This window comes from Streptomyces sp. NPDC057963, assembly GCF_042887155.1.
Lineage (GTDB): Bacteria > Actinomycetota > Actinomycetes > Streptomycetales > Streptomycetaceae > Streptomyces.
The window spans coordinates 275938-288382 of sequence record NZ_JBHVPX010000010.1 but is presented as its reverse complement, the minus strand read 5'-3'; the positions used below and the strand labels follow the sequence as shown (position 1 = coordinate 288382).

The 12445-nt window shown below is 70.6% G+C and carries 13 protein-coding genes; 4 read left to right on the top strand and 9 right to left on the bottom strand.

Annotated elements, in window-relative coordinates; genetic code table 11:
- The first annotated feature begins 124 nt into the window (after positions 1-124).
- Entirely contained in the window at positions 125-433 is a 309-nt protein-coding gene (locus tag ACFVT1_RS24385; RefSeq protein ID WP_389798982.1) for an SH3 domain-containing protein, read from the top strand.
- Between the two features lie 175 nt (positions 434-608).
- Positions 609-1502 (top strand): chitosanase, encoded by an 894-nt coding sequence (locus ACFVT1_RS24380; protein WP_389798980.1) that lies wholly within the window; start codon positions 609-611, stop codon positions 1500-1502.
- A gap of 97 nt (positions 1503-1599) precedes the next feature.
- Here ACFVT1_RS24380 and ACFVT1_RS24375 read toward each other — a convergent pair whose 3' ends face one another.
- From ACFVT1_RS24375 to ACFVT1_RS24335, 9 genes are all read right to left on the bottom strand, one after another.
- Positions 1600-3069: a nucleobase:cation symporter-2 family protein gene (locus ACFVT1_RS24375; protein WP_389798977.1), complete on the bottom strand. Its 1470-nt coding sequence runs from the start codon at positions 3067-3069 to the stop codon at positions 1600-1602.
- A 244-nt stretch (positions 3070-3313) separates the two neighbouring features.
- Positions 3314-4714 carry an 8-oxoguanine deaminase gene (locus ACFVT1_RS24370; protein WP_389798975.1) on the bottom strand — a complete coding sequence of 467 codons (1401 nt, stop codon included), beginning with the start codon at positions 4712-4714 and terminating at the stop codon, positions 3314-3316.
- A gap of 42 nt (positions 4715-4756) precedes the next feature.
- Positions 4757-6160 carry a nucleobase:cation symporter-2 family protein gene (locus ACFVT1_RS24365; protein ID WP_389798972.1) on the bottom strand — a complete coding sequence of 468 codons (1404 nt, stop codon included), beginning with the start codon at positions 6158-6160 and terminating at the stop codon, positions 4757-4759.
- A gap of 68 nt (positions 6161-6228) precedes the next feature.
- Positions 6229-7176, bottom strand: coding sequence for a factor-independent urate hydroxylase (pucL, locus tag ACFVT1_RS24360; protein WP_389798970.1), 948 nt, complete (start codon positions 7174-7176; stop codon positions 6229-6231).
- A 6-nt stretch (positions 7177-7182) separates the two neighbouring features.
- A complete protein-coding gene (gene uraH, locus ACFVT1_RS24355; protein ID WP_389798968.1) occupies positions 7183-7575 on the bottom strand; it encodes a hydroxyisourate hydrolase in 393 nt (130 codons plus the stop codon).
- A 20-nt stretch (positions 7576-7595) separates the two neighbouring features.
- On the bottom strand, positions 7596-8102 hold the full coding sequence (gene uraD, locus ACFVT1_RS24350; RefSeq protein ID WP_389798966.1) for a 2-oxo-4-hydroxy-4-carboxy-5-ureidoimidazoline decarboxylase: 507 nt from the start codon (positions 8100-8102) through the stop codon (positions 7596-7598).
- A gap of 191 nt (positions 8103-8293) precedes the next feature.
- Entirely contained in the window at positions 8294-8671 is a 378-nt protein-coding gene (locus tag ACFVT1_RS24345) for a helix-turn-helix domain-containing protein (RefSeq protein WP_389798963.1), read from the bottom strand.
- Positions 8668-8919, bottom strand: a complete 252-nt coding sequence (locus tag ACFVT1_RS24340) for a thiamine-binding protein (protein ID WP_389798961.1) — start codon at positions 8917-8919, stop codon at positions 8668-8670. Before ACFVT1_RS24340 ends, ACFVT1_RS24345 begins: the two co-directional genes overlap by 4 nt.
- 119 nt (positions 8920-9038) lie before the next feature.
- Positions 9039-10244, bottom strand: a complete 1206-nt coding sequence (locus tag ACFVT1_RS24335) for a lactonase family protein (protein WP_389798958.1) — start codon at positions 10242-10244, stop codon at positions 9039-9041.
- A gap of 280 nt (positions 10245-10524) precedes the next feature.
- Between ACFVT1_RS24335 and ACFVT1_RS24330 the strand changes: the two genes are divergently transcribed.
- Both ACFVT1_RS24330 and ACFVT1_RS24325 read left to right on the top strand, forming a co-directional pair.
- Positions 10525-11364: a TIM barrel protein gene (locus ACFVT1_RS24330; protein ID WP_389798955.1), complete on the top strand. Its 840-nt coding sequence runs from the start codon at positions 10525-10527 to the stop codon at positions 11362-11364.
- Between the two features lie 47 nt (positions 11365-11411).
- Positions 11412-12311 (top strand): 2-hydroxy-3-oxopropionate reductase, encoded by a 900-nt coding sequence (locus ACFVT1_RS24325; RefSeq protein WP_389798952.1) that lies wholly within the window; start codon positions 11412-11414, stop codon positions 12309-12311.
- The last annotated feature ends 134 nt before the right edge of the window (positions 12312-12445 follow it).

The window sequence follows — 12445 nt, the reverse complement described above, 5'->3', positions numbered from 1 at the left end:
TATGACCTGCGCTTTCACTCCCGCCCGACGGGCGCCCCGGGCCCGTGACCCGAGGGACGGCGGCTCCGTTGGGGCTGGTGACCGGCCCACGCTGACGTGGGCCGGACTACGGAGGAGAATCCACATGATGAAGAAGATGATGCTGGCCGCCGCGGTCCTGACCGCCGGTCTGGGACTGGCCTTCAGCCCCGCCGCGCAGGCCGTGCAGAACCCCGCCGCCGTGCAGGCCGCGAAGGCGCCGGCCGCGGTCTGCACCGTCAACGACAACGGGGTGAACTTCCGCGGCGGACCGGGCAACGAGTACCAGGTCCTGGGCCAGGTGAACAAGGGCCAGAACCTCAACTACCGCGGCCGGCAGGGCAACTGGGTCATGGGCGACCTGTGGGGCGGCCCCACCGGCGTCTGGATCCACGTGGCGTACCTCAACTGCTGACGCCGGTCGGCGTTCCGGCCCCGCATCGCGCCTCGCGATGCGGGGCCGTCCCGTGTTCCGGAGCACGGCACGTTCCCGACTCCCTTGTGTCGTAGGGGTGTACGCCGCTCCCTCCACTCTGATAGGAAAGCTTCCTAACAGACCAATGGAACGACGAACTCCCTTTGGAGGACTGGTGCACGCTCCCCATAAGCGCACCGCACGTCGCACTACCCGATCATCCGTGCGCCTCGCGGCCATCGCGGCCGGACTGGCCCTCACGGCGGTCCCCGTGGCGGCCCACGCCGGAGCCCCCACCCACCCGGCGGCACAGCAGACGGCGGAGCAGCGGACCGCGGCGGCTCCGCGGGCCGCCGCCGCGACCGGCCTCGACGATCCGGCGAAGAAGGAGATCGCCATGAAGCTGGTCTCCAGCGCGGAGAACTCCTCGCTCAACTGGAAGTCGCAGTACAAGTACATCGAGGACATCGACGACGGCCGCGGTTACACCGCCGGCATCATAGGCTTCTGTTCCGGCACCGGCGACATGCTCGACCTCGTCGAGCTGTACACCCAGCGCAAGCCGGGCAACGTCCTCGCGAAGTACCTGCCCGCGCTGCGGAAGGTCAACGGCACCGACTCGCACAGCGGTCTCGACCCGAACTTCACGAAGGACTGGGCGACCGCCGCGTCCGACTCGGCGTTCAAGCAGGCGCAGGACGACGAGCGGGACCGGGTGTACTTCGATCCCGCGGTCGGCCAGGGCAAGGCCGACGGCATCGGCACACTCGGCCAGTTCGCGTACTACGACGCCATCGTCATGCACGGTGACGGCGGCGACAGCACCGGCTTCAGTTCCATCCGCAAGCGGGCCCTCGCCAAGGCGAAGCCGCCGTCGCAGGGCGGCAACGAGGTCACGTATCTCAACGCCTTCCTCGACGCCCGGGTCTGGGCGATGCAGCAGGAGGAGGCCCACTCCGACACCAGCCGCGTGGACACCGCCCAGCGGGTCTTCCTGAAGAAGGGCAATCTGAACCTGGATCCGCCGCTCGACTGGAAGGTGTACGGCGACAGCTACCACATCGGCTGACGCACCTCCGGCCCACGGCTGCGGCGCGTACGGCTCCCGCGAGGGGCGTCGTACGCGCCGCAGCGCCGTTTCCGGGCGAAGCCGGGACGCGTCTGCGTCAGTGTGCTGCCGCCGTGGACGCGGCCGCCGGGCTCTCCTGCTTCGCCCCCTGCCGCGACTCCTGCTCCGCCGGATCCGCACCCCGTTTCCCGCCGAGGTGGTTGAAGGCCAGGTTGAGCACGATCGCCACGACGCACCCGGTCGAGATCCCGGAGTCGAGCACGACAAGCGCGTCCTTCGGGAACGCGTGGTAGAAGTCCGGTGCGGCGATCGGGATCAGGCCGATGCCCACGGCCGCCGCCACGATCAGCGCGTTCTCCCCCTTCTCCAGCGCGGCGGTCGCCAGTGTCTGGATGCCGCTCGCGGCGACCGATCCGAAGAGCACGATGCCTGCGCCGCCGAGGACGGGCAGCGGGACGAGCGCGATGACGGACGCGGCGACGGGGACCAGCCCGAGCACGATCAGGATGCCGCCGCCGGCGGCGACCACGAAGCGGCTGCGGACCTTGGTCATCGCGACCAGTCCGATGTTCTGGGCGAAGGCGCTGCACATGAAGCCGTTGAAGAGCGGGCTGATGGCGCTGCCCAGGGTGTCGGCGCGCAGGCCGCCCTCGATGGTCCGCTCGTCCGCCGGACGGTCGACGATCCTGCCGAGAGCCAGCATGTCGGCGGTGGACTCGGTCATGCAGACCAGCATCACGATGCACATGGAGACGATCGCGGCGGCCTCGAACTGCGGTGGGCCGAAGTGGAAGGGCGCCGGGAAGCCGATCAGGCCGGCGTCCTTGATGGCACCGAAGTCGGTGATGCCGACCGGGATCGCGATCAGTGTGCCGAGGACCAGTCCGAGCAGGATGGCGATCTGCTGGAGGAAGCCGCGCAGCAGTTTGCGCAGTGCCAGGACGATCACCAGCGTGGCCGCAGCCATGGTGATGTCGGTCGTCGAGCCGTAGTCGCCGGCCGTGGCGTCGCCGCCCTGGGACCAGTTGAAGGCGACCGGCAGCAGCGACAGCCCGATCAATGTGATCACGGTGCCGGTGACGACCGGCGGGAAGAAGCGGACCAGCTTGCAGAAGTACGGAGCGAGCAGGAAGCCGAGCAGGCCGGCCACGGTGATCGCGCCGAGGATGACAGCGATGCCGTCGTGTCCGCGGTCCTTTCCGATCGCCACCATCGGGGTGACCCCGGCGAACGAGACACCGTTGACGAACGGCAGCCGGGCACCGATGCGCCAGAAGCCGAGGGTCTGGAGCAGGGTCGCGAGGCCCGCGGTGAAGAGGCTCGCCCCCATCAGGAAGGCGGTCTCCTTGGGGGTGAGGCCCACGGCCGGGCCCACGATCATCGGCGGGGCCACCACACCCGCGTACATCGCGGCCACGTGCTGGAGGCCGCTGGTGAACATCTTCAGCGGAGGGAGCGTTTCGTCGACCGGGTGTTTCCGGTCTGCCGATGCCGACTCGGCGACGGGGTGGGGGTCGGTGTCGGATGCTGCGTCTGCGTCGTTGCGAAACCTGGGCGTAGCTGCCACGGCGGTTCCTCCGGTCGGGTACACGTCTGCGGCGACGTGGGTGTCAGGGAGGTGGTGCAAGTGGGGCGTGGGTGCAGGTGGAGCAGATCGTGCAGCTGGTGCGGGCAGCTTGGATCACCGGGGCGGGGACGCGTACGTGCGTGTACGCGCCCCGCCCCGGTTGCCGTGGACCCCGTTCGGTTCCACGGCGGCCGGCCGAGGGCCGTCCCCCTCGGCCGGCCGGTATCGGGGGTGTCCCGGAGCGTCAGGCTCCGGCGGCGATCCGCACGAGGCGGCGGGCCTCGTCGCGGGTGGCGCGGGCGATGGCGTCCTCGTCCGCGGTGATGAGGTGGTTGTCCTCGACGACCGGCTTGCCGTTGACGAGGGAGAGGGTGACGGGGGCCGCGGCGCCGAAGACGAGTGCGGTCACCGGGTCGGCGATGGAGGCGTGGGCGAGGGTGTCCAGCTTCCAGAGCACCAGGTCGGCGAGCTTGCCCGGCTCCAGGGAGCCGATCTGGCCGGCCCGGCCGAGTACCTGCGCGCCGCCGTAGGTGCCCAGACGCAGGGCCTGACGGGCGTTCAGGGCCTTTTCGCGGTGGGCGCCGAGGCGGTTGATGAGGAGGGCGTTACGGAGTTCGGTGTGGAGTTCGCCGGACTCGTTGGAGGCGGTGCCGTCGACGCCGAGGCCGACCGGGACGCCGGCGGCGAGCATGTCGGGCACCCGGGCGATGCCCGCGGCGAGCCGGGCGTTGGACGAAGGGCAGTGCGCGACGCCCGTTCCGGTACGGGCGAAGGCCGCGATATCGGAGTCGTTCATATGGACGCAGTGCGCCATCCACACGTCGTCGCCGAGCCAGCCGGTCGACTCGAAGTAGTCGGTCGGGCCCATCCCGAACAGTTCGTGGCAGAACTTCTCCTCCTCCACGGTCTCCGAGCCGTGGGTGTGCATGCGCACCCCCTTGCGCCGGGCCAACTCAGCGCCCTGTCGCAGGAGTTCGGTGGAGATGGAGAACGGGGAGCAGGGCGCGGCGGCGACCTGGGTCATCGCGTCGAAGGAGGCGTCGTGGTGTGCGTCGATGGTCGCCTCGGTGCCGGCGAGTGCGCCGTCGAGGGTCTCCACGGCGAAGTCCGGCGGCAGCCCGCCGTCCTTCGCGCTGCGGTCCATGGAACCGCGGGCGAGGGTGAACCGTACGCCCATGTCGCGGGCGGCCCCGATGATGGCGCCGGACAGGTCGCCGGATCCTTGCGGGTAGACGTAGTGGTGGTCCATGGCGGTGGTGACGCCGCCGCGGGCCATCATGGCGAGGGAGCCCTGCGCGGCGGCACGGACCATCGGCTCGTCGATGCGCGCCCAGGTCGGGTACAGCGCGACCAGCCAGTCGAACAGGTTGTGGTCCGTGGCGAGGCCCCGGGTGATCCACTGGTAGAAGTGGTGGTGCGTGTTGATCAGACCGGGGGTGACCAGATGCCCGGTGCCGTCGATGCGGCGTACGACGTCCTCCAGGCCCCCGGGCGCCCGGCCGGCGCCGACGGATTCGATGCGACGGCCCGCGACGACGACATGACCCGAGGCGTACTCGGTGTCGTCGGCGTCGACGGTCGCGATCGAGCAGTTCTCGATGACGATGCGTTCCACGTGCTGCTCAGGGGCTGCCGATGCTGCCATGGCGCGTCCTTTTCTTTCCGGCGATGCGGGCACGGCAGGACCCTAGGAGGATTTGAGTGCCGCAGCCGGGCGGCTGCGGGTGCCGAGATGGTGGAAGAACAGGTTGAGCAGGACGGCGACGAGCGCTCCGGCGCTGATGCCGGAGCCCAGCACGGTCTGTGCCCAGGACGGGAATCCCGCGTAGAAGCCGGGCGCGGCGAGTGGGACGATGCCCGCGCCGAGCGCGACGGCGACCAGGACGATGTTGGAGCTGTCGTCGAGTCCGGCCTCGGAGAGCGTACGGATGCCGCTCACCGCGATCGAGCCGAACAGCACGATGCCGGCGCCGCCGAGGACGGGCATCGGCACCAGGGAGACGACCGCGCCGAGTGCCGGGAAGGCGCCCAGGACCAGCAGCGCACCGCCCGCTGCCGCAACGACGTAGCGGCTGCGTACCTTCGTCAGTGACACCACGCCGACGTTCTGGGCGAAGGCGCTCGTCGGGAAGCCGCCGAAGACCGGGCCGAGCAGGGTCGCGATGCCGTCGGTGCGCAGTCCGCGGGTGAGGGTCCGGCCGTCGGTGCGCCGGTCGCAGATCTCGCCGAGTGCCAGCATTCCGGCGGCGGACTCCGTCATCAGGACGAGCATGACGATGCAGAGCGAGAGGATCGCGGCGGGCCTGAACTCGGGTGCGCCGAAGGCGAAGGGGTTGGGCAGGGCGGCGACCGGTGCGGACTTCAGCGCGGAGGGGTCCGCGAGTCCGAACGGGATCGCGGCCAAGGTTCCGGTCAACAACCCCATCAGCAGGGCGACTTGCTTGAGGAAGCCGCGACCGAACCGCTGGATCAGCAGAATGACGACGAGCGTGAAGGCGGCCAGCGCAAGGTACTTCGCCGCTCCGAAGTCGGCGGCTCCCTTGTCGCCGCCCTGCGCCCAGGAGACCGGGACGGGCATCAGGGTGACGCCGATGAGGGTGATGACGACGCCGGTGACGAGCGGCGGGAAGAAGCGGAGCAGCCGGCCGAAGAACGGTCCGACGGCCAGGCAGAAGACTCCGGCGACGAGCACCGCCCCGTAGATCGCGGGGAGTTGGTGACCCGGTGCGGTGGTCTCGGCGATGGCGAGCATCGGGGCGATTCCGGCGGAGGACGCGGCGTTGACGAACGGCAGCCGGTTTCCGGCGAAGCCGCCGACGCCGAGGGTCTGCAGGAGGGTGGCGCATCCGGCGATCAGGAGGCTTGCCGCGATCAGCCGGGTCATGCCCGCCTGGTCGAGGCCGACGGCCTGGCCGATGACGAGCGGAGGGGTGACGACGCCCGCGTACATGGCGGCGATGTGCTGGAGCGCGGCGGGGACGAGCCGCGAGGGGCGGAGCTTTTCGTCCACCGGGTGGACCGAGGTCTCCGGTGGGGTGGGACACGGGCCTTCTGCTTCTGCTTCTGCCGGCCCGAGTGCAGGCTGTGCCATGGAAGTTCCCTCCGGTCCGGCCGGTCCCCGCCCGGCTGTGCGCGGGCGGGAACCGGCTCAGCGCCGCGTCAGAGGTTGGTCATGTCGACCGGGATCTGCGGCTCGGCACCGTCCCGTATCACGGTGGCCTCGATCAGGCCGTACGGGCGGTCCGCCGCGAAGTAGACCTCGTGGTCGTTCTTGAGCCCGAACGGCTCCAGGTCCACCAGGAAGTGATGTTTGTTCGGCAGCGAGAAGCGGATCTCGTCGATCTCGCTGCGGCTGTTGATGATGCGCGAACCCATCTGGTACAGGGTCTGCTGAAGGGAGAGGGAGTACGTCTCGGCGAAGGCCTGGAGCAGGTGCTTGCGCGCCTGCCCGTAGGACTTCTCCCAGTTCGGCATCCGCGCGTCGTCGCTGGTCCAGTTGTACCGCCACTTGGCGGAGACCTCGGTCGCGAGGATGCGGTCGTACGCCTCCTTGAGCGTCGTGTACTCGTCCTTGACGTAGCCCCAGAACTCGGAGTTGGTGGAGTTCATCACGACGAGGTCCTTGAGCCCCGAGATGATCTGCCACTTCTCGCCGTCGAAGGTGATCTGGGTGGTGCGCGTCTCCTGGCCCCTGCGCACGAAGGAGTGCTTGACCTCGTCGGCGCCGATGAACTGCGAGTTGGCGTCCGAGGTGGCGATGCGCTCCCAGGCGTACTCCTCGATCCGGATCCGGGCCGTCCTGATCGGCTCCTGCGACGTCACGAAGTGGCGGGCGAGGTGGATGCCGAACTGTTCGGCCGACTCGATGCCGTGTTGCTTGGCGAACGCGTACACCGTGTTCTTCGTCGTGTCGGTCGGCAGCACATGGGCGTTGGAGCCGGAGTAGTGGACGTCTTCCATGTCGCCGGAGAGGGCGACCGAGACGTTCAGATCCTTGATGTGGTGGGTGTCGCCGTCCCGCGTGATCCTGACGACGCGGTTCTCTGCTTTGCCGTACTGGTTCTGGCCGAGGATCACAGGGCGGGCCTGGTGGGAATGGACGGTCATTGTCTGCTAGCTCCCTCGGTAAACGGAGTAGCCGAACGGGTTGAGCAGCAGCGGTACGTGGTAGTGCTCGCCCGGGGTGACGGCGAACGCGACCGCCACCTCCGGGAAGAACGCACCGCTGTCCCTTGCGCGGGGGGCGTCCTGCTGCACCTCGGCTTGCTTCTGGCTGCTGAAGTAGGACTCGGTGTCGAATACGAGCCGTACGTGGGTGGTGCCTTCCGGCAGGGCCGGCAGATCTTTGCAGCGCCCGTCCGCGTCCGTCGCGGATCCGCCGAGCGCCACGTACTGCGCATCGCCGTCGCCGCGGGCGGCCAGCGCGACGGTGACGGATGCGGCGGGGCGACCGGTACTGGTGTCCAGGATGTGGGTGGACACCGATGCGGTGGTGTCGGTGCTCAAGGCCGTCACGCTCCTTGTTCTCAGATGTCCTCTACGAGGCGGGTGAGCCGGATGCGATTGATCTTGCCCAGTTCGGTGCGCACGATCCCGCGCTCCTGCTCGGGCGGGTTCCCGATCCGGGACTTCACCGCGTCGCGCATCTGTTCACCGGTGGCCCCGGTGGCGCAGATCAGGAAGACGTGCCCGAACCGCTCCTGGTAGGCCAGGTTCAGTTCGAGCATCTCGGCCTTGAGTTCCTCGGAGGCGTCGGCCATCCCCCGCTGTTCGCGGGAGGAGGCCGGGTCTTCGGGCTTCGGACGGCCGATCGGCGGGTGACCGGCCATCGCGTCGGCCAGGTCCTCCGGGGTCAGCGCGGCCGTGGCGGCGTCACCGGTGGAGAGAAGGGCCTCCGCGGTGGCGTACGGGCGTCGGGAGAGGATCGCTCTTCCCCATGCCGCACTGGCACACACCTCGTGCAACGCTGTGGTGGCCTCGTCGTCCGCCAGGGTGTTGAACCGGGCCAGGCCCGGCGTGGAGCTCGAAGTCACGGGAGCCTCCGTGGCTGTTTTCGCTGGGCGTCGCTGCGCTTCGCGTCGGTCGGGCTGCGGATAGCTAACGCCCTCGACAACACCACGTCAACACTTTGTTGAAATTACGCGCACGCAAAAGGCCGTCGCCCCATGCCTGGGACGACGGCCCTGCGCGGCCCTCGACGGCCTTCGCCCACCTGCGGCCTCAACTACTCGCCCTTGGCGGCGATTTCCCTGTTGAGGTAGTTGTAGACGGTGAAGCGGCTGACCCCCAGCGCGCCCGCCACCGTCTCCACACCGTGCCGTACGGAGAAGGCACCGCGTGCCTCCAGGGCCCGTACGACCGACTGCTTGGTCCTGCGGTCCAGCTCGGCGAGCGGCATGCCGTGCCGGCGCTCCATAGCGGCCAGGATGTGGTCGAGCGACTCCGAGAGCTGGGGCAGCCGGACAGCTATGACGTCCTCACCCTCCCAGGCCAGCACGACGTCGTCGGGCTGAGCGCGCTCGGGTCCGAGCAGCTCGGCGCCCATGGCGTCGACGAGCGGCTTGACCGCGGCAACGAGGGGGTGGTCCGCCGGTTCGGTCACTTCGGGCCCTCCCCGATCACGTTGACCTGGAGCGACACCCGGGTGGCACCCGATGTCAGGACGCGGCGCAGCAGGGAGTCCACCGCGGTGAGCACCTCGTCCGCGCCGCCCTCCGCGGTGTTGCCGAAGGGGCCGACGTCCACGGCGTCCAGCTCGGCGTTCTGGATGACCTCGCGGGCGACGACCGCGTGGGCGGGCGCCTCGTCGAGATCGAAGGGCTCGGTGGTGAACTCCACTCTCAAGCGCACTGTGCCTCCCTGGTGCGTTCGCCGCGTCCTTGTGGACCCGCGGCCCGGGGCCCGACCCTAACGGACGGGCGCCGGGGGCGTCCGGTGACGGCCGCCCCCGTCCGCGCGGAGGGTCCCGTTCACTCGCGGGACGGTCCCGGCGCCTGGTACGGGAGCACGCAGACGGCCACCGGGGCGGGGAAGGCGTCGCCGGTGCGGGTCAGGCCGCCGCTCCTCGCGTCGACCCGGAAGGCCGTCACCGTGCTCGACTTCTGGTTGGCGGCGAAGAGCAGCCGCCCGTCCGGCGAGAAGGCGATCTGGCGGGGGAAGTCGCCGCCGGCCGGCACGGTGCCGAGCAGCCGCAGCGTTGCCCCGTCGTCCTCGACCGCGTACCGCGTCAGGCTGTTGTGCCCCCGGTTGGCGAGGTAGGCGAAGCGGCCGTCGCCGGTGACCAGGAACTGCGCGGGGTAGCTGGTGCCGGCGCCGGTCCCGGTGGGCTGCGGGGCGCCCGGGGAGAGGATGCCGGTGGCCGGGTCGTAGCCGCAGACGACGGCGGTGTTGTCGACCTCGCAGGCCAGGTAGGCGAAGCGGCCGCCCGGGTGGAAGGTGAGGTGGCGCGGTCCGGCACCGGGGCGCAGGGCCGCGCAGGAGACCTGGGCGAGCGTGCCGTGCTCCTCGTCGAGCCGGTAGGTGTACACGGAGTCGTTGCCGAGGTCCACGGCGAGGATGTGGTCGCCGTCCGGGGTGGTGATGATCTGGTGGGCGTGCGGCCCGTCCTGGCCGGGGCCGGGCGGCGGCGCGGTGTGGGCGACCAGGTCCGTGCGCTCCCCCAGCGAGCCGTCGTCCCGGACGGGGTGCACCGCGACACTGCCTGCGGTGTAGTTCGCGGTGAGCAGCCACCTTCCCGTGGGGTGGACGGAGAGATGGGTGGGTCCCGCCCCGCCCGTGCTGCGGGTTCCGAGCACCCGGTGACTGCCGTCGGGCGAGAGCGCGACGGCCGTCACCCCGCCGCGCTCCTGCTCGTCGACCGCGTACACGGTGGTGCCCGAGGGATGCATGGCCAGGTACGAGGGGTTCTCGACGCCGGTGATCACGGGGCCGCCGGAGACCGCCCCGGTGGCGGCGTCGTACCCCGCCGTGCCGATGCCCGTGCCGCCGCCTTCGGCCGAGGTGTACGTGCCGAGCAGCAACGGCCCGGTGCCGCGCGGGCGCGAACCGACCGCGGGCCCGGAGTCCGGCGCGGCCCCCGGTTGCCGGGCCGGGCGCGGCGGTGCGGGGGCCACGGACAGGGCGGCGCCGGCGAGGAGGGCTCCGAGGACGGTGCGCCGGCTGGTGGCGTGGTTCATGCGAGGCACCTCGTGTGGGGTCGAGTGCGGGCGTCGGGCGTGGGCATCGGGCGTGGGCGCCGAGTACGGCGGCCGAGCCGGCCGCGCCGGCTGCACCAGCCACCCTGTCCCGCCCCGCACCCCCTCGGCAACCGTGCAATTCCGGCTCCACCTCGCGCAACCCGCGCGAAGGCACCCGGCCCGGATTCCGGGCACCCCCTTGACAGCCCTCCCCCCTCCGGGCAATCTTCCGTTACGCAGAAATCAACTTCCGCAATACGGAAGGAGCCCCGAGATCCTCATGGGCTACCCGGACCAGCGCTTCGATGTGAACCTGTCGATCCTCTTCACGGAACTCCCGCTCCTGGAGCGTCCCGCGGCCGCCGCCGCGGCCGGCTTCACGGCGGTCGAGCTGTGGTGGCCCTGGGTCGAGACCCCCACTCCGCCGCAGGCCGAGCTCGACGCCCTCAAGAAGGCGCTCGACGACGCGGGTACGCGGTTGGTGGGACTGAACTTCTACGCCGGGAAGCTGCCCGGTCCCGACCGCGGCGCGCTCTCCGTGCCCGGCGAGGAGTCGGACCGCTTCCGCGCCAATGTCGAAGTGGCGGCCGGATTCGCCGCCTCGGTCGGCTGCAAGGCCCTCAACGCGCTCTACGGCAACCGCGTCGACGGCGTGGACCCTGCCGCGCAGGACGAACTCGCCCTGCAGAACCTGACCGCCGCCGCCCGCGCGGCCCACCGGATCGGAGCGGTCCTCCTGATCGAGACGCTCAACGAGCCGGAATCACCGCTCTACCCCCTGGTGAGCGCTCCGGCCGGGATCGACGTCGTGGACAGGGTCAATGCGGCGACCGGGCTCGGGAACGCGAAGTTCCTGCTGGACCTGTACCACCTGTCGATGAACGGCGAGGACCTCGGCCGGACCATCGCGGCGTACGCCGGGAAGACCGGTCACGTCCAGATCGCCGACAACCCCGGACGCGGCGCACCCGGCACCGGCTCGCTCCCGCTGGAGCGTCTCCTCGACGAGCTGACCGAGGCCGGCTACGACGGCTGGGTCGGCCTGGAGTACAAGCCGGGCGACCGGCCGAGCGCCGAGGCCTTCGAGTGGCTCCCGGCCACCGCGCGGGCCGCCCCCTGAGGGCGGGCGGCTCCCCCTCGTACACACGCTTACCGGAAGGCACCCTCATGAGCAACAACCTCCCCAAGGTCGCGTGGATCGGCCTCGGCATCATGGGCTCCCCCATGTCCGAGAACCTGATCAAGGCCGGGTACGACGTCACCGGTCACACCCTGGAGCAGGACAAGATCGACCGGCTGGTCGCGGCCGGTGGCACGGGCGCGCGCTCGATCGCCGAGGCGGTCCGGGACGCCGATGTCGTCATCACGATGGTGCCCGCCTCCCCGCAGGTCGAGGCCGTCGCGTACGGGCCCGACGGCATCCTGGCGAACGCGAGGCGCGGCGCGCTGCTGATCGACATGTCGTCGATCACTCCGCAGACCTCGGTGGACCTCGCGAGGAACGCGAAGGAGAAGGGCATCCGGGTGCTGGACGCCCCGGTGTCCGGCGGCGAGGCCGGTGCGACCGAGGCCGTGCTGTCGATCATGGTCGGCGGTGAGCAGACCGACTTCGACACCGCGCAGCCGATCCTCCGGGCGCTCGGCAGGACCATCGTGCGGTGCGGTCCGCACGGCTCCGGCCAGACGGTGAAGGCCGCCAACCAGCTGATCGTCGCGGTCAACATCCAGGCGTGCGCCGAGGCGGTCGTCTTCCTGGAGAAGTCCGGTGTCGACCTCGCCGCCGCGCTGGATGTCCTCAACGGCGGGCTGGCCGGTTCGACGGTCCTGACGCGCAAGAAGGAGAACTTCCTGAAGCGGGACTTCGCGCCGGGCTTCCGGATCGACCTGCACCACAAGGACATGGGCATCGTCACGGACGCCGCCCGCCGCGTCGGTGCCGCGCTGCCCGTCGGCGCCGTGGTCGCCCAGCTCGTCGCCTCGCTCCGCGCCCAGGGCGACGGCGGACTCGACCACTCGGCACTGCTGCGCTCGGTCGAGCGCCTGTCGGGCCGGCCGGTCCAGGTCTGACCGTCCGGGCCCCGCCGGGCCCGGCACCCGGAGACTTCCGGATGGCGTCGACGCCGACACCTGTCCTGTCGCGCCCAGGCGTCGACGCCGTCCGGAACACCTGATTCCTGATTTCAACAAACTGTTGACGCCGG

Bases quoted from the DNA above. Each gene is read 5' to 3' on its own strand.
- ACFVT1_RS24385 (WP_389798982.1), top strand. From the start codon at position 125: ATGATGAAGAAGATGATGCTGGCCGCCGCGGTCCTGACCGCCGGTCTG.
- ACFVT1_RS24370 (WP_389798975.1), bottom strand. From the start codon at position 4,714: ATGGCAGCATCGGCAGCCCCTGAGCAGCACGTGGAACGCATCGTCATC.
- ACFVT1_RS24365 (WP_389798972.1), bottom strand. From the start codon at position 6,160: ATGGCACAGCCTGCACTCGGGCCGGCAGAAGCAGAAGCAGAAGGCCCG.
- pucL (WP_389798970.1), bottom strand. From the start codon at position 7,176: ATGACCGTCCATTCCCACCAGGCCCGCCCTGTGATCCTCGGCCAGAAC.
- ACFVT1_RS24335 (WP_389798958.1), bottom strand. From the start codon at position 10,244: ATGAACCACGCCACCAGCCGGCGCACCGTCCTCGGAGCCCTCCTCGCC.
- ACFVT1_RS24330 (WP_389798955.1), top strand. From the start codon at position 10,525: ATGGGCTACCCGGACCAGCGCTTCGATGTGAACCTGTCGATCCTCTTC.
- ACFVT1_RS24325 (WP_389798952.1), top strand. From the start codon at position 11,412: ATGAGCAACAACCTCCCCAAGGTCGCGTGGATCGGCCTCGGCATCATG.